Origin of the sequence: Streptococcus sp. k-378 (assembly GCF_013277505.1) — a bacterium.
Classification (GTDB): Bacteria; Bacillota; Bacilli; order Lactobacillales; family Streptococcaceae; genus Streptococcus; species Streptococcus pseudopneumoniae.
On the sequence record NZ_VMNC01000053.1, the window covers coordinates 1 to 22,418 of the forward strand.

Genomic DNA, 22,418 nt, shown 5'->3' on the forward strand with positions numbered 1-22,418 from the left:
TTTAATAAATGCCATACTCCATTATAACATACATAACCATATACAACAAACAAAAAAGTTGAAAAATAGTCGGAAAATCCAGATGTACCAAGGGATTAAGTAAGGTCGGCGGAGAATTAAGTGATAAAGTCGGGATTATACCATATTTTGTTTCGCAGGAAGTCTAATAATAATATTTATCTTTCCTATCGAACACTTTCTATTTCCCAACTTTTCCAACCTTTAAACCGTATAGCTCCTTGTTGGTCAGTTCGGTAAACTTTGCTATTGATACCTTCCAGTCGGGTCAAAGTTTCCTGATGGGGGAGTTTCGTTCGATTGTTCTTTCCAACTGAGATGAGAGTGATCTCTGGTTTGAGCTGTTCTAGAAAGGCTGAACTTGATGATTTTTTAGAGCCATGTTGGCTAGCTTTCAAAACATCCACCTCTAGGTCAGGATATTGCTTCAGCAAGTCCTTCTCTCCTTTCTCCTCCAAATTTCCTGTGAAGAGAAAGTACTTATCCAAAAGTTTCCCATACAGAACTAGGGAATCATCATAACCTCCATCTCCCATTTTCCTTGGAGATAGGATTTCTAACTGACTCCCAAAAATTGCCAAGTTCTCTCCTGTTGTCACACTGCGTACCTTGGTTTGAGTTGCCTGTAGTTCTGCAACAATTTCCTTCTGTTTCAAACTACCTTTGGACACTAAAATTTCGCCTACATGGAAAGCCTTGGTCACCTCCAACAAATCTCCAACATGTTCCTTGTCCGTATTTGTCAAAATCAGCTGGTCAATCTTGGCCACTCCTCGACTTTTAAGATAGGGTATCAAGTTTCTCTGTGAATTGCTGGTCGTCGTCTTTTCTTGCCATTTTTCGATTTTGTTATCAGATTCTGCCTTGCCACCTACATCTATGAGAATGGTTTTACCAGTTACATCCCGTAGGAAAAGACTTTCGCCTTGCCCAACATCCATCATAGTGATTTCATTTTCCAGTGGATGCTTGGTAAGGAAAAAGAGACCTGTAACCAATAAGCTCAATACTGCTAGCCTTTTAATATTTTTCCTCAAATCATAGACCAAAGCCAAGGAAATTAATAGTAGTATCAACAGCCATGCATTGGGTTGTCCAAAGACCAGAGGTCTACTTGCCACCTGTGATACCAAGCGAATCATCCCCTCCAACCATTCAAAAATAAAGTTCAGCTGAATGACTGGATAGAGAAAGGAAAGGACAAATAAGATAGACAAGAGCGGTAAGAAGACCAAGTCAAAAAGAAAGGAAAAGACAAAGGTCAAAAGGATAGACCAAGGTTGAAATTCCGCAAAATAGAAGGATAGAATGGGCAATATGCCCAAGGAGATGACTAGACTTTCACTAGTAACAGCCTTGAGCCCCTCCCCTTCTTTGCTGGTCATGGTCAGGATAAAAGCATAAGCACAGGACAAGACTCCTCCTGCTGTCAAGAAAAAGTTTGGCATGACAATAAAGAGGACAAGCACCGTCAAGGCAAAATTATCCAAGCCCTTAACACCATGTTGAGCCAGTAACTTTTGCAGGAGACTGCGAATGACCGAGGCTGAAAATCCTGTCAGCCCTGCGTAGATAAGGGAAAAGGGATAAATCAGCCATTTCAACTTTTCTTGGGTCAAGCCCAATCGAAAGAGAAGTTTCTTAAATCCATCCATGAAAAAGCCTACCTGCATACCCGACAAGGCAAAGAGGTGGATAATTCCTAGACTGGAATAAAGCTCATTCATCTCCTCAAAATCTGTGTCCAGATGCCCTAACAAGAGACCTGTCATGTAATTGCGCATAGGGTCTGGAAAATGCGTCTTAATCCAAACTACAGCCTTACGGCGTAAATTGGACAGGTTTTCACCTATATCCCAACTGCCGACTTTTTGAAGCGACTGGATTCTTTTGATATTGAGAGTCTGGTAAATCCCCTGAGTCTTCAGATAGGCTTGATAGTCAAAGCCACCAAAATTTCTCTGCCCTTCTGGCTCCGAAAGCTTCCCTTCTAGTTCTATATCATAAAGGTCTGTCAAGGCTTGAAAGGCTTCTTTCTCCTCCTCGGACTGGAGTTTATAATAAACTTGAAAAATACGTCCATCAGACTTGCCACGAAAGGATAAGCTATCACCATTAACCTTAATAGTATCAGGCAAAATCCGTACCCTTTCAACATAATGCGCCAAATGTTGACTCGCTTGACTCTGTTGCCAATTTTGAAACAGAAACCAAAATCCAAAGATTCCGCAAATTACTAGAACTTTTCCAACAGACTTCAACGGAAATTGGATAAAGAGACAGACTAGCAGAAAAACAAAGCACAACAAAGCAAGATAGGATGAAGAAAAAATGGCGTAGTAAAGCCAGAGCAATAGAAAACTCAGGTAAATTAGGGGAATAGAGAAATTCTTAATCCACTGTAACATAGTCTTTTAACTTTTCTATAGTCTTGGCACCAATGCCAGAGACCTTTTTGAGCTCGTCTACTGACTTGAATTCCCCATTTGACTCACGATGGTCGATAATGTCCTGAGCTCGTTTTCCTCCCAGTCCCTTGACCTGTTTAAGCTCTTCCAGACTGGCCTTGTTAATATTGACCTTCTTTTCCTTGCTTGTTGAAGAAGCCGTCCCAGAACCTGCCTGCTGACTAGCTGATTCTTCTCCCTTAGTTGGAACATAAACCAGAGCCTCATCACTAATTTTCTGAGCTAGATTAAGCGACTTGCTGTCTGCTTGCTCTGTCAAGCCACCAGCCTTCTGAACAGCGTCATTGACTCTACTACCTACAGGCAAATCATAAATTCCTGGTGCTTTAACAGCTCCTTTTACATCTACTGTGATTAAATCTTTTTCAACAGGTTCTTCCTTTTCTTCCTTTTTCACTTCCTTTTCGGTCGATGAATCCTTGGAAACAGCTACAACTTCTGCCTGTAAATTCCTTTCTTTTACAGGTGTTTGTGGAGCTGGTTTTAGCAGGAAAAATCCGCCTACAAGCAGGCCCAGACCAGTACAGATGACAATGATTTTATACTCTTTGATTTTCTCGATAATTGCTTCCATATTTTCTCCTCTCTTAGATTATTCGTAAGAGGAAGAAAAAACAGTCGAAAATTTCTTATCAACTGCTTATTTATTTGCAAAATAGTCTTCCTTGGTCAAGGCATAATGAACTCTTGTCACGATTCGGCCTTCTTCATGCTGGTCCATACAAGCATAAGCTTCTTCGTGGGAAAAACGCATGCCTGATTTCTCCATGACCTTTCCTGACGCGGGATTAGCCTTATCGTGTAAAGCAACTAACTTATTCATTCCTATCTTCTCAAAAGCTAGCTCAATTACGGCACGATTGGCTTCTGTCGTCAATCCTTGATTCCAATACTTTTTATTGATAATGTAGCCAATAGCTGCCTTCTTAAGAACAGGATCAATCTTGTGCAAGTCAATGGTTCCGATAAACTTGCCGTTATCTTTTAATTCAATCCCCCAGCGTCCCAAGGGATTAGCCAAGTAGAACTGAGCAATATTATTCTTGGTTTCTTCTACATTTTGATTGGTTGAAAAAGTGTAACGTGTATTATCCTTGTCCGAGGCATAGTCAAACATTGCTTCCGCATCATTCAAAGTTACAGGTCTAAGCAACAAACGCTCTGTCTCGACTATGGGATACTGAGCTAGTTTTAAAAAGATTGATTCCATACGTTTCTTCCACTTGAAACCTTTCTAATCTAATATAAGGATATTGAATAAAACATTTAAAAAGCAAACTTATAGTAGATTGAAATAAGATATAAACAAATCAATCAGGAAAGTCAAATTAATTTCTAAAAATGTTTTAGCAGTCACAACGTACTATTCTAGCTTCAATCTACTATAGATTTAGTATTGAGATAACTTTAAGTACAAAAGAACTATCCTTCATATAGAGGTTGAGGATCTAATTCTTCACTCTCTTCTTTTTTAACCGGTTCTGGTTCATAAGCTCGGATAATCTGAGCGACAACTGGGTGGCGAACCACATCCTTGGCTGAAAAATGAACAAAGTCAATCTGGTGAATGTTCTTGAGTTTCTCTTGGGCATCAATCAAACCGGACTTGACATTGCGTGGCAGGTCAATCTGACTGATATCTCCATTGACAATCATCTTAGAATGAAAACCTAAACGAGTCAAAAACATCTTCATCTGCATAATGGTCGTATTTTGCGCCTCATCGAGAATGACAAAGGCATCATCCAAGGTCCGTCCACGCATATAGGCAAGGGGAGCAATTTCGATAATTTCACGCTCCATGAGTCGAGTTGTTTGGTCTTTCCCCAGAATCTGATACAAAGCATCATAAACAGGTCGAAGGTAAGGATCTACCTTCTCCTTAAGATCACCCGGAAGAAAACCTAGACTCTCTCCTGCTTCCACCGCTGGACGTGTCAAGATAATCCTCTTGACCTGCCCACGTTTAAGTGCAGTCACTGCTAAGGTCACTGCAAGAAAGGTCTTCCCTGTACCTGCTGGCCCAATTCCAAAGGTCACATCATGCTGTTTAACACTGTCCACATAAAGTTTTTGACCTAGTGTTTTGACACGGATAGGCTTCCCTGTATTATCCTTGATAATTTCTTCTTCATAAAGGGCGACAAATTTGTCGATTTCATCGTTTTTGACCATGCTAATCGCAGTCACTACATCTGGTGTGCCGACTGTCATTCCACGATTTACCAAAACCATCAAGGCTTGAATAACTTGACGGGTTTCCTCACAGGCAGACTCTTCTCCCAAAACCTGGACAATCTCTGTACGAGCATGAATCACCACATCAAGCTCTTCTTCCATCAAACGAAGATGGCGCTCATTGGAACCAAAAAGATGAAACAGGTCATCTGGATGACTCAGTTGAATGTCTATTGAATGTTCCTTCAAATAAAGAACCTCTCTAATCCTTTTATTTCTTTTTATTATAGCAAAGGGATGGAGAAATTACTAGCCCAAACCCAATGAATCATGCTAGTGTTCTAAGTATTCTTGCCAGATAGCGTCAAAGTCTCCTAGGTTAAAAGAGAAACTGGCATGTTCTTCCAAAAAGCGACTCACCTCATCAAAATCATCTGTGTGTTTTGGAAAAGCTGATTCTTCAAAGGCTAGGTCTGCTAGGATAGCTTTGGGACTGTTACTTTTAGGATTGCGCTCGGTCATGAGCCAAGTGTAAAATGATTTTCTCATATGTCACCCTAGATCAATTCTGTCCCAAACTGGTCTTGCTTGATTTTACCAGCCTTCATAAGACCACCTAAAGCTTTCTTGAACTGACCTTTAGAAATGCCAAAGGTTGCCTTGATGTCATCTGGAGATGACTTATCATTCAAGGTCATGAAACCGCCATTGCTTTCCAAATAAGTCAAAATCATCTGGGCATCATTTTCCAACATTTCAAATGAACGTGGTTTGAGGGAGAGGTTCAGAGTGCGGTCCACTTCGCGGAAACCAATGACACGCGCATCTAAAACTTGCCCTAAACGTGGCTCTGCATAGCGCTCGCTAGGATGGATAAAACCAAGCATGTTATTTTCTGGCAGGTAAACAAAAGTTCCTGACAGCTTGAGGCGGTATACAATGGCTGGCCAGTTTTGGTTCTGCATGTTGTTGTAGGCAGGTCGAGCCAGACGTTGGAAGTCTTCTTGATAAGCCAAGAGTCCCCAGATACGATCTTTCTTGTCCACTTCAAGACGGATGTAGAGTTGATCACCCTTCTTAGGCCAGAGTTCCTTGAGCTCAGGGAGAATATCGAGTGACACAACGATTTCCTTGTCAGGAAGGCCTGTATCCACAAAGACACCCAAGTCTTTACGAACTTCTGTGACACGTCCCCAACCAAATTGGTCCTGAGTGGCAGTCACTTCTAGAGTTGTCAAGCGGAGTTTTTGCTTCATATCCGTGTAGGCAAAACCTTTAACCGTATCCCCTACTGTATGTTGACCTTCTTCCTTGGTAAGAGCATAGGTCTGGCCATCCTTTTGCACAAAGTAAAAACGGTCGTTTTCATCGATGATGAGTCCAACGATAAAACTTGCAAGATTTGTATTCATATTTCCTTCTTTCGAACAAAACTCAGCCAGCAATGCCAACTGAGTTTTTCTGTTTATTTTTAGACTTCCAAGAGTTCTTTCTCTTTGTTGGCAGTCATGTCGTCGATGTGTTTAACAGCATCATCTGTTACTTTTTGAATGTCTTTTTCAAGAGTCTTCAATTCGTCTTCAGTGATTTCTTTTGCTTTTTCTTGTTTCTTAGCTTCATCCATAGCGTCACGACGGATATTACGGACAGCCACTTTAGCATTCTCACCGACCTTCTTCACTTCTTTAGCAAGGTCACGACGAGTTTCTTCTGTAAGTGCAGGGATAACCAAACGAATAACAGAACCGTCGTTAGCTGGTGTGATACCAAGATCAGAAGCGTTCAAGGCACGTTCGATGTCTTTCAATGAAGATTTGTCAAATGGTGTTACCAACAAAACACGCGCTTCTGGAATCGTAATTGAAGCGATTTGGTTAAGAGGAGTTTCTACTCCGTAGTATTCTACATGTACACGGTCCAGCAAGCTTGCATTGGCACGACCAGCACGGATACCACCAAATTCACGAGCAAGTGATTGGTGAGACTGGGTCATTCTCTCTTTAGCTTTTTCAATAATTGCGTTAGCCATAATCTTTCTTATTCCTTTTCTTCGATATTATTTGAAACTGTTGTTCCGATATTTTCACCAAATACGACACGTTTGATGTTGCCTGGTTGGTTCATGTTGAAGACAACCAAGTCAATGTCGTTATCCATTGAGAGGGTTGAAGCTGTTGAGTCCATGATACGGAGACCTTTATTGATAACGTCACGGTGGGTCAATTCTTCAAACTTAACGGCTGTCTTGTCTTTCTTAGGATCGGCATTGTAAACACCGTCGACGCCATTTTTAGCCATGAGGATGGCATCTGCTTCGATTTCAGCTGCACGAAGGGCCGCAGTTGTATCTGTTGAGAAGTATGGTGAACCAATTCCAGCACCAAAGATAACAATACGGCCTTTTTCAAGATGACGAAGAGCACGTCCACGGACATAAGGTTCTGCCACTTGTTGCATAGCAATGGCAGTTTGCACACGCGTATCGACATCAACTTGTTGCAATGAATCTGCCATCACAAGAGCATTCATAACAGTCCCAAGCATTCCTGTGTAATCTGCCTGAACGCGGTCCATTCCTGCTTCTGCAGCAGGTTCTCCACGCCAGAGATTTCCTCCACCGATAACAAGGGCAATTTCGATACCTAAGCTATGAACTTCTTGAATCTCTCTTGCGATTGTTTGAACTGTTTGGATATCAATCCCTACGCCACGTTCACCTGCAAGAGCTTCACCTGATAACTTGATTAAAATACGTTTATACTTGGGATTCGCCATTTTCACTCTCCTTCTTTTATCCTACCTATTTTATCACAATTTCTAAGATTTTTATAGTATCATGAGCAATTCTTTGAAAAAAATTAGACAGTTAAAAATTCCTCTAAGTCGCTAAGAGCACGCTCAGCAATTTTTTCATAACGAGCCTTCTTATCACGGATACGTTCGCCTTCCAACTCCTTGATAATACCGAAATTGACATTCATTGGTTGGAAATGTTTGCTGTCCGCATGGGTGATGTAATGAGCCAGACTTCCAATCGCTGTTGTCTCTGGGAAAATAGCCTCGCTTTCTCCCTTGAAAAGACGAGCCGCGTTAATTCCCGCAACTAATCCTGACGCTGCTGACTCTACATAGCCTTCCACACCCGTCATTTGACCAGCAAAGAAGAGGTTTGGCTGTTTCTTGGAACGATAGGTTTGCTCAAGAAGATTTGGTGAATCCATATAAGAATTGCGGTGCATGACACCATAACGAACAAACTCAGCATTTTCAAGACCTGGAATCATTTGGAAAACACGCTTTTGCTCTCCCCATTTGAGGTGGGTCTGGAAACCGACGATATTGTAGAGGCTACCAGCTGCATTGTCCTGACGCAGTTGCACAACCGCATAAGGTGTTTTGAATTCTCCATCACGAGGTCCTGTGTAGTCGTCCGGATACTCAAGCCCCACTGGTTTCATAGGGCCATAAAGCATGGTTTTAATACCTCGTTTGGCCATGACTTCGATAGGCATACAGCCTTCAAAATACTTTTCTTTTTCAAAAGAATTGAGCGGTGCTTCTTCCGCATTAACCAAGGCTTCATGGAAATCCATAAACTCTTGCTTGGTCATTGGAGCGTTGAGATAAGCGGCTTCTCCCTTATCATAACGAGACTTGAGATAGACCTTGCTCATATCGATAGTGTTGACGTCGATAATAGGGGCTGCCGCATCGTAGAAATAGAAACCATCACCGTCATTAAGGGCATGAATCTTTTCAGCCAAGGCATCGCTAGTCAAAGGACCAGTAGCGACAACTGTGATTACATCAGTTGGTAATTCTGTAATTTCATCACGAACGACTTCAATCAAGGGATGGTTGGCAACTTTTTCGGTTACCATTTGGGAGAAACCATCACGGTCCACCGCAAGCGCACCACCTGCAGGAACACGTGTAGCCTCAGCAGATTCCAAAATAACAGAACCCAAGCGACGCATTTCTTCCTTGAGAAGACCAACTGCATTTGTCAAAGCATCCCCACGAAGAGAATTAGAACAAACTAACTCAGCAAAATTGTCTGTTTTGTGCTGGGGTGTTGACTTGACACCACGCATTTCATAAAGTTTAACTGGAATACCACGCTCTGCGATTTGGTAGGCTGCTTCAGAACCTGCCAAACCAGCACCGATAACATTGATATAAGATTGAGACACGACACTAATACCTCTTTGGGAGTGTGAAGTTAAGATTCACATTGAAAAAGCCAATCAGACTTACGAGCTTTCGAGTTTCTTGGCTCAGGCTGAAAAAGTCCATTGGACTTACTTCGCTCTCGAATTTCTTGGCTCAGGCTGAAAAAGTCCCCCAGACTTTCCTCGCTCTCGAGTTTCTTGGCTCAGGCTGAAAAAGTCCCCCGGACTTTTTCACTCCCACAAATCTTTCTAATTTTTTCTTCTACTAGTATAACAAAAAAAGGGAAGAAGGCAAACTTCCCTGTTTAGTCATTTTCTTGATTTTCTTCCCAGTCATGGTAGGCTGCGTAAAGCTGGCTCTTATTCCACTGGTAAATCTTAGCGACTTCCTTAATGGCTTGATTTTTCTTCATGCCTTGCTGGATACGGGCTTGGATTTCTAAGAACAAGTCCTCCTCGTCTTTTTCCTCCACATCTTGACTGGCACCTTCAACGATGAGAAGGCATTCTCCCTTGAGTGGCGTTTCAGCAATGCTTTCTAATAACTCAGAAATGATACCGCGTTGGTATTCTTCATAGATTTTGGTCAATTCTCTAACCAAGACCACCGAGCGGTCACCATAGACTTCTAGCATATTTTCCAACGTATCTGCCACACGATGGGGCGATTCATAGAAAATCTGAGTTTCAGGATAGTCTTTTTTTGAGTCAAAAAATTGCTTCTGCTGGCCTGATTTTCTCGGTAAAAAACCATAAAAGATATGTGGCTGTGGTGCTAAACCACTGGCAATCAAGGCAGAAATTCCTGCAGAAGCACCTGGAACAGTCACAACCGCAATTTCTTCCTCAATGGCTGCCTTAACCAAATCATGACCAGGGTCTGAGATGCTAGGCAGACCCGCGTCGGATACCTGAGCAATGCTTTGTCCTGCTTTCAGGAAACCAATCAAATCGGGAATTTTTTCCTTGGCATTGTGCTCATGAAAACTAATCTGCTTAGTAGAAATGTCAAAATGCTTGAGCAGAAGCCCTGTATTGCGCGTGTCCTCAGCAGCAATACAGTCCACTTCTTTCAAGGTCTGAATAGCTCGAAAGGTCATATCATCTAAATTGCCAATCGGCGTTGCCACTAAGTACAGCTTGCCATAGGGAGACTGCCCCTTAAAACTTTTTTGAATCTGCATGCTTACTCCCTGTATAACAACTCATCACAGAACATACATTCCTCGTCCTGCTCTCGACGTTGTCCATAAAAATCATTACATACGTGAAATCCATCACGGTAAATGCGACGAACACTTTCGCGAACATGCTTAGCCTTGACAGGAGCGTCTGCTTCCACCTCACCCAAGCGTTCGCGCAACTTACTATTTTCCAAGCGAAGAGCTGTATTTTCCTCTACCAGGCTCTTGAGATTTTTCTTGATGGCTTCCACATCGGCCAAGGTTACCAATAACTGTTGGGAAAAATCATCCAGCGCGTCAAATAATTCTTTTTTGTCCATAAAACAGCCCTTTCCTTTCATTATCGTTCATTTTTGAGTTTACATTTCTTTCAAGACCAGATATTCCATGGCATTTTGAAAGCTGACATTAGCTTGCCACATTTTTCTAGCTTCTAGTAAATCTTGTAAAATCACTCTTACTCTTACCTGCAAGAGGTCCTGCCCACAGAGAACTTCAAGAATCCGTAAAACCTGATCCTGCTTTTCCTTGTCATCTGCCAAGTTGGCTAATTTGGCAACCTGTAGATAACTTTCTTTTTTCTTAGCTACTAACCAAGTCAGCAGGCGTTCACTTTCATCGACCAAGGTCCAAAAACTTGCCTGATTAGCCAACTTTTCTGCTTCAGCTCGCGATTGACTAAACTTAGCTAAAAGAGTCGCTTTTTTCTTAACAAGTCCCATTTGTTCTAAGAGTAAGATAAGTTTTTCTTCTTGCTTTTTAAAGTGGAAGATCTGAGTCCGACTTCGGATTGTCGGTAACATCTTTTCCTCATCGCTGGTCAAGAAGAAAATATAAACTTCACTCTGGGGTTCTTCGATGACCTTGAGCAGAGAATTGGCTGCGTTGGGATGCATTTTATCCGCTTGCTCGATAATAAAGACCTGTTGCTGGCTTTCAATCCCTGCTTGAGAAAACTGTCCCACCAATTCCCGAATGCGTTCTGTCTTGATGACCTGATTGACTGGCTTAATCAAGGTGACATCTGGAAACTCTTCCTGTTCAATCAGCTTGCAACTTCGGCATTTCTCACATGGTAAGACGCCAACTTTATCCGTACAAAAGAGGCTCTTAGCTAAAAATTGCGCCATTTCCAAGCTTCCAAAGAAACCTGAAAAGAGATAGGCGTGATTGAGCTGGTCTTGTTCTAAGATACGGACAAAACGGTCAAACTGAGCTGGTTGCCAAGCCTTTAGTTGATCTTGTTTCATTTGGCCAAGTCCATTCCGTCAAACAAGACAGCCTTGGTAGTTTCCACAACTTGCTCCAAGGGGAGACTAGCATCAATCTTGACAATGCGATTTCCTTCTTTTTCCAGGAGAGAAAGATAGCCTTGACGGACTTTCTTGTGCAAGTCCAACCCTTCCAAGTCCAGACGATTGACCTCGCGGTCACTATTCGCAGCAATGCGAGCCAGCCCTTCTTCCACCTCGATGTCAAAATAGAGTGTCAAATCGGGGTTGAGGCCATCTGTCGCAAACTGATTGAGCCAGTCAATGGCTTCAATATCTAAGCCACGACCAAATCCCTGATAGGCAACAGAACTATCGATAAAACGATCCATGATGACCAACTTGCCAGCTTCAAGGGCTGGAAGAACTTTTTCCACCAAATGCTGTCTGCGACTGGCAATATAGAGAAGTAGCTCTGTTTTAGCATCCATCTGAGTATGACTTGGATCCAAAATCACTTCCCGAATCTTCTCCCCAATCAAGACTCCGCCAGGTTCACGGGTCGTCAGCACCTTTACTCCTTTTTCCTCTAAAATTGGTAGCAGAGCCTCTAAAACACTGGTCTTGCCTGCTCCCTCTGGTCCCTCAAGAGAGACTAAAAATCCTTTTGACATGTCTAACTCATTTCTTTTTTACTACTTCTATTCTATCAAAAAAATAGGGGTTTGTGACAATCTTTTTGTCTTCTCATTTCATACTCAATGAAAATCAAAAAGCAAACTAGGAAGCTAGCCGCAGGTTGCTCAAAATACTGTTTTGAGGTTGTAGATGGAAGCTGACGCAGTTTGAAGAGATTTTCGAAGAGTATCAACCACCATAAAAGAGGCAGATAAAACTACCTCTTATTTACCTAATTCTTGTGTTCGTTTGTAGGCTTGACCAACTGCCTCCATGACTATGCCTCGAAAAGCATGCGCTTCTAAGCTTGCTACGCCAGCAATAGTCGAACCGCCTGGACTACAAACTTGATCTTTCAAAACTCCAGGATGTTGCTGGCTTTCTAGGACCAATTGCCCAGCTCCTACCACAGTTTGAGCTGCCATTTTCAATGCTGTTTCTCGCGGTAATCCCGTCTGAACACCCGCATCTGCCAAGGCCTCAATAAAGAGATAGACAAAAGCCGGTCCACAGCCTGCAAGACCTGTCGCCGCATCGATTAAGCCTTCTCCTAGTTCAACCAAGAGACCAGCCTTAGTTAAAAGCTGACAAAAGAGCTCACTGTCCTCAGCCCTGCAATTAGGAGACAAGGCATAACTAATCACTCCTTGACCAATAGAAGCAGGGGTATTGGGCATCATACGAATAATTCTGTGCTGACTTGGCAGAAGACTAGCGAGTTTTTCCAAGGTCAATCCAGCTGCCATGGAAATCAAAAGAAGACTTTCTCGTTTTTCAAGGATGGTCTGGTATTGAGAAAGCAGTTCAGAAAACTGAGCAGGCTTCACTCCTAGAAAAATCACATCTGCTTCTGCAAAAATTTCTTCATTGCTGGAAGCCTGACCACCAAAGTTGGCGATGAAAGCATCCACCTTGGCTTGACTACGATTGGCAAGGAGAATCTGATCACCTGTCTTGACCTGCAAGACAGCTTTGGCCAAACTAGCACCCATATTCCCCAAGCCGATAAATCCAATCTTCATCTCTGACTCCCTTATCTGCCCATCACCAGCAACCACATACTTGTAGCTGGTCAACTCTTTCAAGCCCATTGGACCACGCGCGTGCAGTTTCTGAGTTGAAATCCCCATTTCGCAACCAAGACCAAATTGACCTCCATCAGTAAAACGAGTTGAGGCATTGACATAAACCGCTGCAGAGTCCACTTGATTTGTAAAGTATGCTGCAGCTTCAGCATTTTCCGTCACAATGGCATCCGAATGATGGGTACTGTGGGTTTCAATATGGGCAACCGCTTCTTCTAAACTGCTCACAACCTTAACAGCTAATACATAGTCTAAAAACTCGGTGTCAAAGTCTTGTGCTTCAGCTGCGTGACCTGAAACAAACTGGCTTGCTTTGCTATCTAGGCGGAATTGAATTGGTTCCAACCCAGCTTCTTTACGCTCTGCAACTAGAACTTGCTCCAAGCGAGGAAGGAAGCTTGCTGCCTTGTCTTCATGAACAAGTAGAACCTCCATGGCATTGCAGACAGAAGGACGACTGGTTTTGGCATTGTTGATGATAGACAGAGCCTTGTCCTCATCTGCGTCCTTATCGACATAAACATGGACAATCCCAGTTCCTGTCTCGATAACAGGCACAATAGCATTCTCAACCACGGCATTGATCAAGCCAGCTCCTCCACGAGGAATGAGAAGATCTAAATAACCCTTGGCCTTCATCATGGCATAGCTGCTTTCTCGGCTAGTATCTTCCACCAGTTGAATCACATCTGGGTGAATAGTCGTTGTCTCCAAGCCCTTCTTCAAGACTGTGACAATAGCATGAGCTGTTTGATAGGCATCCTTCCCACTACGAAGAACAACCGCATTTCCACTCTTGAGAGCCAGAGCAGCCGCGTCAGACGTCACATTTGGACGGCTTTCATAGATAATACCAATAACACCCATAGCCACACGTTTTTTGGTGATAACCAAACCATTTTCAAGATGATTGGTTTCTAAAACTTCACCGATTGGATCTGGTAAGGCAACCACTTCACGAATACCAGTTGCCATCGCTTCTATACGCCCTGCATCCAAATAAAGACGATCCAGCATCACATCTGAGATTTTACCCTTGGCCGCTTCCATATCGAGGGCATTTGCCGCTAAAATCTCCTCAGTAGCAGCCACTAAGTGATCAGCCATGGCTAGCAAGGCTTGGTTTTTCACGTCTTCACTAGCTGTGTTGATCGATTTTTTAACAGCCTGTACCTGTTCAAATTGTTCTTGTGTACTTACCATAGTTTACCTCTAAAATTCTGTAAAGAGTAGTTGGATTTCAGGAGTAATGGAAATCCAGTCATCACGGTGAATCAAGACACCCTTGGCTTTTTGAGAACGCAACATATCCTCCAAAGCAGATGCACCAAATTGCACACGCCCTTTTCCAAGTGATTTTCCACTTTCCTTGTCAAATACTGTCACGATATCACCGTAAGAAAAGGCGCCTTCTGCTTCAACGATACCAGATAAGAGAAGACTCTTTCCATGTTGAGAGAGAGCTTCCGCAGCCCCTTTATCAACCCAAATAGAACCTTGACTCTGAGCATAAAAGGCCAGCCATTGTTTCTGGGTACGAAGCCCCTTCTCTTGCGCAACAAAGTAGGAACCATCCTTGGTCTCCTCAGCCGCTTCAATCATGGCATCTGACTTCAAGGATGAGCAGATATAAACAGGAACACCCGATTCTGTCGCAATAGTTGCAGCTTTGATTTTGGTTAACATGCCCCCAGTTCCGTTTGACGAACCAGCTCCACCGGCCATATCGATAATCTCACGATTGATAGTCTCGATTTGCTCCAAACGTTTGGCTCTTGGATCTGAATTAGGATTTCCTGTATAGAGACCATCTACGTCTGTCAAGAGGATCAAAAGGTCTGCTTGGACCATGGCCGCCACCTGTGCACTCAGAGTATCATTGTCCCCAACCTTGAGCTCATCAATAACAACACTATCATTCTCATTGATGATAGGAATCGCCCCACGGCTAAGTAAAACCGACAAAGCCTGATGGGCATTTTTATAACGACGCTTATCTACAAAGTCATCCTGGGTTAGCAAGATTTGTGCAGAAACGATTTGGCGCAAGAGAAGATTGGTCGTGTATTCTTCCAACAAAAGCCCTTGTCCTACCGCTGCTGAAGCCTGTTTATCAGCAATTTTAGTCGGACGCTTTTTAAATCCTAAGGCTCCAAAACCAGCCGCAATGGCACCTGAAGACACCAAAATCAACTCATGACCAGCCTCGTGCAGCATAGCCAACTGCTGGGTAATATCCTTTACCTTACTACGTGATAAACTTCCATCCTCATTTGTCAGAGAAGAAGTACCCACCTTAAAGACAATCCGTTTGTATTTCATAGTCTCACTCCGATTATTCATATTTATCCATTATAACATGAATAACAGGAAATAGAAAAGAGTTGATAGGAAAAAGAAGGCCCCAAAACCTTCTTTTCTACTACTGTTCTGATTCCGATTTGTTTACACTCGTTTCAGAGCTTTGTGAAGTTGAGGATGTCAAATCTTGACTAGTTGAAGAATTTGTAACACTTTCATGTTGACTCGTTTCTTTATTTTCAAGATCCTTTTTCACTACTTCTTTGGATTCTTTTATTTCTGAATGACTTGTAGTTTTAATTGTAGCAGATTTCTCGATCGGAACATCCACTAACCAGGCACCACTTGAATCCACAGTATAGCCTTCTGGTGTCTTACCATTCACAAGTAATTGACCATTTTCTTTCAAGAAGTACCATTTATCCTTGTCTTTAATCCAACCTATAGCTCGTGAACCATCTGTCTTGTAGAAATACCAATCATTTGCCTTTTTAAGCCAGCCTTGCTTCATAGCTCCTGATTCTTCTAGATAGTAATGATGTCCAGCAACTTCTATCTCACCTGTCTTCATGATACCAGTAGAATCCATATAGTACCAGGCTTCTTTATCTTTTACCCAGCCCGTTTTCATTTCCCCTGATGGAGCAAAGTAATACCATTGCCCCTTATATTGAAGCCAACCTGTCTTCATAGAGCCATCAACATCCAAATAATACCACTGCTCTTTATCTTGAATCCAACCAATTTCCATCTGGTTTTCTTTGTTAAAATAATACCAGATTCCAGCGATTTTCTTCCAATTTTTAGCAGCAACACCAGAGTTTGTCAAATAGAACCAACGATTGTTCCATTTTTTCCATTGATTCTGTAATAAGATACCCGTTTGGTTAAAGTAATACCATTCACCCTTAATTTCATTCCAACCGACAGCATATTCTCCTGTAGAATCAGGCGCTTGATACCACCAGTTTCCATATGAACTCTTATGCCAACCAGCTTGAAAACTTGGAATAGGCTTGTAGGAAGTTGAAATGTTTACTAAACCGTCTTGTCGAATATCAAAAACTGTTGCATCATAGTCTTTGCTGGCTGCGTTGATTCTCTCAATTCCTCGTTCTTTGAGCCAATTAACATACTCACTATCAACACCATTTTTCCAAGGTAGACTATCCGAAGTTTGAACAATCAAACTCGGACTCAAATTTTTAATAAAATCCTTGGTATTTGATTTGTTGGTATCATGGTGATGATTAAACTTCATCAAATCAACTTTTCCAATGAGAGGTCCATACTTGTCTTCTGCTCCATGAGCATTATCCAAATCTCCTCCGAGGTAAATTTTCTTACCATTGACTTTCACTACACTAATCAAAGAATTAGAATTGTCATCCCAAATTTTCTTTAATTCACCTGATGAATCAGTTTCATTTTCATAGTTATAGAGTTGAATATCCATGTCCCCAAACTGAAAATGAGCATCTCCTTGTGTAATATTTTGAATAACTGAAACACCTTTTTCTGCAGCAGTCTGTAAAACCTTATCATAGCCATACAGATTATCCCATAGACGTTCAGAATTAGTAATACGATTATCACTATATTTTTTAAGATAAACTCGGTCAACTGGATAGGTAGACAGTAATTCATCAACATTTCCAATATGATCACTGTGGGTATGGGTCACCAAAATAAAATCAAGCTTTTGGACACCCAATTCCTTCAAACGACGAAAGACACGGTCTGTTAGAACATGCTTATAAGACGTTTCAATTCCTTCTCTCCATGGATAGCGAGAATCACTTCCATCTGGGAAATCATAATCTTCTCCTGTATCCACCATGGCAAAATGCCCATTGCTTTCAAGAATAATCGCATCACTGCCACCTTCTTGAACATTGATAAAGTGGATTTTATTTCCTGAACTTTCTTGAGCTTGAACATTCCCATACCATGACAAACCTAAAAAAGCGCCTGCAAGTGCTAAACTAATCAATTTCTTTTTCATTATTACTTCCTCAATCTCTCCAATGTTTCCTTAAAAATTGCTGGGATATCTGCTGTAAATTCTAAGGTCTCACCTGTTCTCGGATGAGTAAAACCTAGAGTCTTGGCATGAAGAAATTGTCCATGCCCCTTAAGTGTCTTACGAGGACCATAGACTTCATCCCCAGCAACTGGATGACCGATATAAGCCATGTGGACACGAATCTGATGGGTACGCCCTGTCTCTAGTTGCAACTCCACTAAGCTATAATCGCCAAAGCGTTCCAAGACGTGGAAACGAGTTACTGCAGGCTTACCTTTAGCAGTCACAGCCTGTTTCTTACGATCTTTTTCACTCCGGCCAATCGGCGCTTCAATGACACCGCGATCATTGGGTAGATTTCCATGAACAATCGCCCAATATTTGCGGAGAGACTTTTTATCCTTCAGTTCTTGAGCAAGTGCTAGATGCGCCTCATCATTTTTAGCAATCATAAGAAGACCTGACGTATCCTTATCAATACGGTGAACAATTCCCGGACGCAAAACCCCATTGATACCAGACAAGTCCTTAATATGATACATAAGGGCATTTACTAGGGTTCCACTAGTATGACCAGCACTCGGATGCACAACCATCCCCTGAGGTTTGTTAACGACGGCCACGTCCTCATCTTGGTAGATGGTTTCTAGCGGAAGATTCTCAGCCACATACTCTAAAACCTCTGGTTCTGGCACATGGTAAGTGACGACATCGCCCTCTTGGACTGTGTATTTAGCTTTCTTGACTTGACCATTGACCAAGACCTGGCCTGATTTGATTTGTTCATTCGCGAGACTGCGTGATAATTCTGTCAAATCCGACAAAGCCTTATCTAGACGCAGGCCACCAGTTTCAATTTTAATTTCCATTTATTTCCTCTTTTAGCATTGCAATCAATAAAATAATCACTCCAACAGTCAGATAGCTATCTGCCACATTGAAAATTGCAAAATTGATAAAGTCAAGGTGAAACATATCCACAACAAAGCCCTGACTGACCCTGTCAATAAAGTTTCCAAGACCACCTGCGATAATCAAGGTCAAACCCAAGACCATCCAGAGTGAGTCCTCCATATATTTATGTAAATACCAAATGGCACCTACCACGACGACCAGAGTAATGATAGCAAATAACAACTGCTGATCTTGTAAGATAGAAAAGGCTGCACCTCGATTTTGCAGGTAGGTCAAGCTAACGAAATTGGGAATCCAAGAGCGTACTTCACCCAGTGGAATCTGCTGGACGATATAGGATTTGACTAACTGATCCAGCGCAATCAAAAGCAGTACAACGACTGCCACTATTCCTCTTTTTTTCATGATTTCCTCTTCTGATTAAAATATTCTTGCATAACTTCTACAAAGAGAGTCCCAGCTTGACTAAGCTCCACCTCTTCACGTTTAACATAGACCATGCGATTATCTAGATTATCCTTGAGACGAATAACTGTAATGCCATTCACACTGTCACTATCCAAAAATCCAGAACCTGTCGCATAAGCGTCCGTCCGCTCCAAAATACCATTCAAGGTAGCACGGTCTGTCACATTGAACATCTGCGAGCTTGCACTGGTATCAACAAAGTTCTCCGAATAATAAAGGTACTCGTCTTTCTCTTGAGTGAAGCGAACCGTTGGTAAATCCGCTAAATCCTCCATGACCAATTCCTCTTTCTGAGCCAAAGGATGCCCCTCGCGGAGATAAATATGGGTATGGAAGGGAATCAATTCAATGACTTCCAGACCTAGCTTTTCAACCCGTTGCATAATCCCCTTTTTATTTTGATTGTTGAGGTAGATAATCCCAATCTCACTGTGCCCTTGCGCTACTTCGTCTAAGATTTGAACAGTAGTTGATTCAAAAATACGGAAGTTCTTATAGTCAGGATAACGTTCTGAAAAGGCCGTAATGGTTGGTGGCAAGAAGTCATAGTGCTGACTGGCAATGGAAAATTCATCTTTTTCTTCTTCAGGATTGGCATACTGATTTTGAAAAATATCAAATCCTTTAACCAATTCTTGCGCTTTTTCATAGAATTCCATACCACGACGGGTCAAGAAAGTCCCTGAGCTGGTCCGACGGAAAATCTTAAAGCCCAACTCTTTTTCCAAATCACGAACAGAAATGGACAGACTCGGCTGACTAACATACATCTTTTCAGCAGCTTCACGGAAAGTGCCACTATTGGCAATGGCAACAACATAGCGTAATTGTTGAATGTTCATCTTCTACCCCCAACTTCTTTATCTTTTCATTATACCATATTTTAGAAGTTTTCCAAAAAAGAAAAAAGAACATCCTATTCTTCTTAACTATCTTCACTATCTGCCTTTCTCAAGCCACCCTTATTTTCAAAATTAATTCAAAAAAATAACTGGATACACACCACTCCAATATCGAAAAGAAAAACGTTGACTATTTGTGAAAAAAAGAAAATGCCGGAAAGTTCCGACATTGTTTTAGTAAGCTAACTTCCTGAAAATAGGAGTAACCATACATTCCAGAAGGCAGTGATATTGATGAAAATATGAACTAGTATTGGATAGTAGAGATTTTTAGTCATGCGATACAATAGAGCCAAAATAAGCCCTCCGCTAGCATAAATGAAAAAAGCAAGAGGAGTTAAAGCAAAATTGATATGAATATAACCGAAAATAATAGCAGAAAGCAAGACATCTCCGTACCAAGGCGAGTTTTTGAAAAAGGTTGTCATAAGCACACCGCGATAAATCAACTCCTCAGCAATAGGGCCGATGAAGCAAGCTATGAGCAAGAAATAGGGTAATTCCTGTCTCCCTATCATTTCTATCGTTTCATTCAAAGAAATTTGATTTGAAGGTGGGGATATGAAATACGAAAAGAGAAAGTCAGACATATACGAAATGATGTAGCCCAGTAAAAGGTAGATAAAGTACCTCAACTGCCACTTGAAATGAAAAATCTTCTTTCCTGCAACAACTAGTAGATAGATGACCGCTAATAAAAGAACTCCACTCTCCATCAAAAGCAGAATCTGAAAAAATTCACGACTTGCTGGTAGATAGGGCTTTGCGAGATAATTGAAAAGCCCCCAAAACCAAGTTGATTTGTAATAAATTAAGGACAATGCTAGTAAAATTTGAATAGCCCGTTTTTTCATATTGAATCCTCTGTTTTCCTTGACTAGCTTATTGAATAGAATGGTTTGCTTAATTGAATCACAAGTTTAGTATAGCATATCTTGGCCAAATATCCTCTTCAAATCATGAATTGTCATCAAAACATCCTAAACTGTAAAATCAATTAGCCCCAAGCTTCCTATCAATTTCTTCTCCAAAATATGCTATAATAATACCAAAAGATAAAGAAGGAAGTCTTATGATTAAACTACTAGCCTTGGATATGGACGGAACCCTCCTCAATGAAGCCAAGGAAATCCCACAAGCTCACATTATTGCTATTCACAAAGCCATTGAAAAAGGTGTCAAATTGGTTCTCTGTACGGGTCGCCCGCTTTTCGGTGTCCTCCCCTACTACAAAAAACTGGGGCTTGATCTCCAGAATGAGTATGTGATTGTTAACAACGGTTGTTCAACTCACCAGACTAGCGACTGGGGCTTGGTTGACTGGCAAGAACTTAGTCCAGCAGACATCGAATACCTCTATGACCTAGCTGAAAAAAGTGATGTTCAGTTGACTCTTTTTGATGAGGAACATTATTTTGTCCTCGGTGGCAAACCTAATGAAATCATTCAAAATGATGCCAAACTAGTCTTTTCAGACCTGACTGAAATTTCTCTTGAGGAAGCGACTAGTGGCAAGTTTCGTATGTTCCAAGGTATGTTTTTAGGAACAGAGAGCCAAACAGACGATTTTGAGCAGCGTTTTGCTGAAGAGCTTTGCCAACGATTCAGTGGAGTTCGTTCGCAGCCTGTCATTTATGAAGCAATGCCGCTTGGAACGACAAAGGCTACTGCTCTTTCACGACTAGCTGAGATTTTGAAGATTGATTCCTCAGAGATTATGGCCATGGGCGATGCTAATAACGATATCGAAATGCTCCAATTTGCAGGGCTTGGGATTGCAATGGGAAATGCCAGCGATTATGTCAAATCTCTTGCGGATGCCGTTACCTCAAGCAACGAAGAAGACGGCGTTGCGCGTGCTATTGAGAAATATATTCTATAAAAAAGAAAAGCAAATAGACAGAAGTTACTGCTATTTGCTTTTTTGCTAATATTTTAATACTCATCTACTTTCAAAAAGCATTCTAGTCCATCTCCGATTAACGATGGACTAGAATGCTTTTTGAAAGTAGATGAGTATAAATCTCGTAGCGGAGCAAATGTCTCTGATCAAACTGGACACTACGAATCCTTAATCAATTCAGAATTGACCTATATGGGTTTGGCAGCCTTTGAAAACCCTGTCACTCAAAATGGATGGATTACCGTTGCACAAAGTTTCGGAACATCATCTGGTGGCTCTGAAGAATTAGCTGGTGGTTATGGAAAAGCCATTCAATACATAGAAGCCTACTCTTCTCAGATTCAAACATTTGCGACTAAGGCGAATCTTTTTGACAAAAATTTGAAGGCTATCGGAACTCATAAAATCAAAAATGAAAATAAGAGTACAACGAATAATTCCTACAATTTCTTTAACCAAATGCAAGAAGTAGGTAAAAGTATGGGTTTTTGGCGACAAGCTGGCTCGCGTTGGTAGTTTATGCAACTTGATGGGATCTTACCCTTACAATCAGTGGGCAAAATTAGATAATATCTGGTATCGCTTCGATAGTTCAGTCTGGATGCAAACAGGTTGGTTGAAAGACGGTGAGACTTGGTACTATCTCGACGGTTCAGGTGCTATGAAAACAGGCTGGATGAAGGTATCTGGCAAATGGTACTATGCCTATAGCTCTGGTGCTCTAGCAATCAATACGACTACACCAGACGGTTACCGTGTTAATTACAATGGGGAATGGGTAGGATGGTTTAACTACAACAAAAAGGCTCTATACTATCTCACAGTGAGTAGTCTTCACTTTCAAATAGTATAGAGATTTTTATTTACCTAGTATAGCTCTTATCTTAGGTGTTTATAACAAACTGAAAC

General features: G+C 41.6%; 21 protein-coding genes and 3 pseudogenes. 3 read left to right on the forward strand and 21 right to left on the reverse strand.

Features of this window, described 5'->3' with window-relative positions; translation table 11 throughout:
• Positions 1–185: 185 nt before the first annotated feature.
• The 20 genes and pseudogenes from HT719_RS06360 to HT719_RS06455 form a co-directional block, all read right to left on the reverse strand.
• Positions 186–2,426: a DNA internalization-related competence protein ComEC/Rec2 gene (locus HT719_RS06360; protein WP_100104609.1), complete on the reverse strand. Its 2,241-nt coding sequence runs from the start codon at positions 2,424–2,426 to the stop codon at positions 186–188.
• Positions 2,410–3,060, reverse strand: coding sequence for a helix-hairpin-helix domain-containing protein (locus tag HT719_RS06365; RefSeq protein WP_023941390.1), 651 nt, complete (start codon positions 3,058–3,060; stop codon positions 2,410–2,412). The genes HT719_RS06360 and HT719_RS06365 overlap by 17 nt, the downstream gene beginning before the upstream one ends.
• Before the next feature lie 66 nt (positions 3,061–3,126).
• A complete protein-coding gene (locus HT719_RS06370; RefSeq protein WP_023941391.1) occupies positions 3,127–3,696 on the reverse strand; it encodes a GNAT family N-acetyltransferase in 570 nt (189 codons plus the stop codon).
• Between the two features lie 212 nt (positions 3,697–3,908).
• Positions 3,909–4,913, reverse strand: coding sequence for a PhoH family protein (locus HT719_RS06375; protein WP_023941392.1), 1,005 nt, complete (start codon positions 4,911–4,913; stop codon positions 3,909–3,911).
• Positions 4,914–4,997: 84 nt separating this feature from the next.
• The gene (locus HT719_RS06380) at positions 4,998–5,213 is read right to left on the reverse strand and encodes a YozE family protein (protein WP_001232084.1); all 216 of its coding nucleotides are present in this window, start codon (positions 5,211–5,213) and stop codon (positions 4,998–5,000) included.
• An 8-nt stretch (positions 5,214–5,221) separates the two neighbouring features.
• Positions 5,222–6,076: an RNA-binding virulence regulatory protein CvfB gene (gene cvfB / locus HT719_RS06385; RefSeq protein WP_023941393.1), complete on the reverse strand. Its 855-nt coding sequence runs from the start codon at positions 6,074–6,076 to the stop codon at positions 5,222–5,224.
• 59 nt (positions 6,077–6,135) lie between these two features.
• The gene (frr, locus tag HT719_RS06390; RefSeq protein WP_001262225.1) at positions 6,136–6,693 is read right to left on the reverse strand and encodes a ribosome recycling factor; all 558 of its coding nucleotides are present in this window, start codon (positions 6,691–6,693) and stop codon (positions 6,136–6,138) included.
• Between the two features lie 8 nt (positions 6,694–6,701).
• A complete protein-coding gene (pyrH, locus tag HT719_RS06395) occupies positions 6,702–7,439 on the reverse strand; it encodes a UMP kinase (protein WP_172928592.1) in 738 nt (245 codons plus the stop codon).
• An 83-nt stretch (positions 7,440–7,522) separates the two neighbouring features.
• A complete protein-coding gene (gene trmFO / locus HT719_RS06400) occupies positions 7,523–8,857 on the reverse strand; it encodes a methylenetetrahydrofolate--tRNA-(uracil(54)-C(5))-methyltransferase (FADH(2)-oxidizing) TrmFO (protein ID WP_000083709.1) in 1,335 nt (444 codons plus the stop codon).
• A 284-nt stretch (positions 8,858–9,141) separates the two neighbouring features.
• Positions 9,142–10,020 (reverse strand): 16S rRNA (cytidine(1402)-2'-O)-methyltransferase, encoded by an 879-nt coding sequence (gene rsmI, locus HT719_RS06405; protein ID WP_172928594.1) that lies wholly within the window; start codon positions 10,018–10,020, stop codon positions 9,142–9,144.
• Positions 10,021–10,022: 2 nt separating this feature from the next.
• Entirely contained in the window at positions 10,023–10,340 is a 318-nt protein-coding gene (gene yabA, locus HT719_RS06410; RefSeq protein WP_000358228.1) for a DNA replication initiation control protein YabA, read from the reverse strand.
• Between the two features lie 39 nt (positions 10,341–10,379).
• The gene (locus HT719_RS06415) at positions 10,380–11,270 is read right to left on the reverse strand and encodes a DNA polymerase III subunit delta' (RefSeq protein WP_172928596.1); all 891 of its coding nucleotides are present in this window, start codon (positions 11,268–11,270) and stop codon (positions 10,380–10,382) included.
• Positions 11,267–11,905 carry a dTMP kinase gene (tmk, locus tag HT719_RS06420; RefSeq protein WP_172928597.1) on the reverse strand — a complete coding sequence of 213 codons (639 nt, stop codon included), beginning with the start codon at positions 11,903–11,905 and terminating at the stop codon, positions 11,267–11,269. Before tmk ends, HT719_RS06415 begins: the two co-directional genes overlap by 4 nt.
• Positions 11,906–12,133: 228 nt before the next feature.
• Positions 12,134–12,931: a pyrroline-5-carboxylate reductase gene (gene proC, locus HT719_RS06425; RefSeq protein WP_172928604.1), complete on the reverse strand. Its 798-nt coding sequence runs from the start codon at positions 12,929–12,931 to the stop codon at positions 12,134–12,136.
• A 6-nt stretch (positions 12,932–12,937) separates the two neighbouring features.
• Positions 12,938–14,197 (reverse strand): annotated as a pseudogene (locus HT719_RS06430) (glutamate-5-semialdehyde dehydrogenase); the annotation flags it as partial.
• A 9-nt stretch (positions 14,198–14,206) separates the two neighbouring features.
• Positions 14,207–15,316: a glutamate 5-kinase gene (gene proB, locus HT719_RS06435; RefSeq protein ID WP_220476039.1), complete on the reverse strand. Its 1,110-nt coding sequence runs from the start codon at positions 15,314–15,316 to the stop codon at positions 14,207–14,209.
• Between the two features lie 100 nt (positions 15,317–15,416).
• Positions 15,417–17,300, reverse strand: coding sequence for a phosphorylcholine esterase CbpE (cbpE, locus tag HT719_RS06440; RefSeq protein ID WP_172928599.1), 1,884 nt, complete (start codon positions 17,298–17,300; stop codon positions 15,417–15,419).
• A 2-nt stretch (positions 17,301–17,302) separates the two neighbouring features.
• Complete coding sequence (locus HT719_RS06445; RefSeq protein WP_050975840.1) at positions 17,303–18,190, reverse strand: RluA family pseudouridine synthase; 888 nt, start codon at positions 18,188–18,190, stop codon at positions 17,303–17,305.
• Positions 18,180–18,641: a signal peptidase II gene (gene lspA, locus HT719_RS06450; protein WP_119943275.1), complete on the reverse strand. Its 462-nt coding sequence runs from the start codon at positions 18,639–18,641 to the stop codon at positions 18,180–18,182. Before lspA ends, HT719_RS06445 begins: the two co-directional genes overlap by 11 nt.
• The gene (locus tag HT719_RS06455; RefSeq protein ID WP_001025694.1) at positions 18,638–19,546 is read right to left on the reverse strand and encodes a LysR family transcriptional regulator; all 909 of its coding nucleotides are present in this window, start codon (positions 19,544–19,546) and stop codon (positions 18,638–18,640) included. The genes lspA and HT719_RS06455 overlap by 4 nt, the downstream gene beginning before the upstream one ends.
• Here HT719_RS06455 and HT719_RS06460 point away from each other — a divergent pair.
• Positions 19,539–19,679: pseudogene (locus tag HT719_RS06460) on the forward strand (AraC family transcriptional regulator); the annotation flags it as partial. The gene HT719_RS06455 and the pseudogene HT719_RS06460 overlap by 8 nt on opposite strands.
• 109 nt (positions 19,680–19,788) lie before the next feature.
• Here the strand turns inward: HT719_RS06460 and HT719_RS06465 are convergent.
• Positions 19,789–20,460, reverse strand: a complete 672-nt coding sequence (locus HT719_RS06465) for a CPBP family intramembrane glutamic endopeptidase (protein WP_172928601.1) — start codon at positions 20,458–20,460, stop codon at positions 19,789–19,791.
• 218 nt (positions 20,461–20,678) lie between these two features.
• Here HT719_RS06465 and HT719_RS06470 point away from each other — a divergent pair, with 218 nt between their 5' ends.
• Together HT719_RS06470 and HT719_RS12025 are read left to right on the forward strand one after the other, a co-directional pair.
• A complete protein-coding gene (locus tag HT719_RS06470; protein ID WP_023932748.1) occupies positions 20,679–21,488 on the forward strand; it encodes a Cof-type HAD-IIB family hydrolase in 810 nt (269 codons plus the stop codon).
• A 138-nt stretch (positions 21,489–21,626) separates the two neighbouring features.
• Positions 21,627–22,290, forward strand: a pseudogene (locus HT719_RS12025) (choline-binding protein C); the annotation flags it as partial.
• Positions 22,291–22,418 lie beyond the last annotated feature (128 nt).

Bases quoted from the DNA above. Each gene is read 5' to 3' on its own strand.
- frr (WP_001262225.1), bottom strand. From the start codon at position 6,693: ATGGCTAACGCAATTATTGAAAAAGCTAAAGAGAGAATGACCCAGTCT.
- cbpE (WP_172928599.1), bottom strand. From the start codon at position 17,300: ATGAAAAAGAAATTGATTAGTTTAGCACTTGCAGGCGCTTTTTTAGGT.
- HT719_RS06465 (WP_172928601.1), bottom strand. From the start codon at position 20,460: ATGAAAAAACGGGCTATTCAAATTTTACTAGCATTGTCCTTAATTTAT.
- proC (WP_172928604.1), bottom strand. From the start codon at position 12,931: ATGAAGATTGGATTTATCGGCTTGGGGAATATGGGTGCTAGTTTGGCC.
- pyrH (WP_172928592.1), bottom strand. From the start codon at position 7,439: ATGGCGAATCCCAAGTATAAACGTATTTTAATCAAGTTATCAGGTGAA.
- proB (WP_220476039.1), bottom strand. From the start codon at position 15,316: ATGAAATACAAACGGATTGTCTTTAAGGTGGGTACTTCTTCTCTGACA.
- HT719_RS06415 (WP_172928596.1), bottom strand. From the start codon at position 11,270: ATGAAACAAGATCAACTAAAGGCTTGGCAACCAGCTCAGTTTGACCGT.
- yabA (WP_000358228.1), bottom strand. From the start codon at position 10,340: ATGGACAAAAAAGAATTATTTGACGCGCTGGATGATTTTTCCCAACAG.
- HT719_RS06445 (WP_050975840.1), bottom strand. From the start codon at position 18,190: ATGGAAATTAAAATTGAAACTGGTGGCCTGCGTCTAGATAAGGCTTTG.
- HT719_RS06370 (WP_023941391.1), bottom strand. From the start codon at position 3,696: ATGGAATCAATCTTTTTAAAACTAGCTCAGTATCCCATAGTCGAGACA.
- HT719_RS06380 (WP_001232084.1), bottom strand. From the start codon at position 5,213: ATGAGAAAATCATTTTACACTTGGCTCATGACCGAGCGCAATCCTAAA.
- tmk (WP_172928597.1), bottom strand. From the start codon at position 11,905: ATGTCAAAAGGATTTTTAGTCTCTCTTGAGGGACCAGAGGGAGCAGGC.
- HT719_RS06365 (WP_023941390.1), bottom strand. From the start codon at position 3,060: ATGGAAGCAATTATCGAGAAAATCAAAGAGTATAAAATCATTGTCATC.
- HT719_RS06470 (WP_023932748.1), top strand. From the start codon at position 20,679: ATGATTAAACTACTAGCCTTGGATATGGACGGAACCCTCCTCAATGAA.
- HT719_RS06360 (WP_100104609.1), bottom strand. From the start codon at position 2,426: ATGTTACAGTGGATTAAGAATTTCTCTATTCCCCTAATTTACCTGAGT.
- cvfB (WP_023941393.1), bottom strand. From the start codon at position 6,076: ATGAATACAAATCTTGCAAGTTTTATCGTTGGACTCATCATCGATGAA.
- rsmI (WP_172928594.1), bottom strand. From the start codon at position 10,020: ATGCAGATTCAAAAAAGTTTTAAGGGGCAGTCTCCCTATGGCAAGCTG.
- HT719_RS06455 (WP_001025694.1), bottom strand. From the start codon at position 19,546: ATGAACATTCAACAATTACGCTATGTTGTTGCCATTGCCAATAGTGGC.
- lspA (WP_119943275.1), bottom strand. From the start codon at position 18,641: ATGAAAAAAAGAGGAATAGTGGCAGTCGTTGTACTGCTTTTGATTGCG.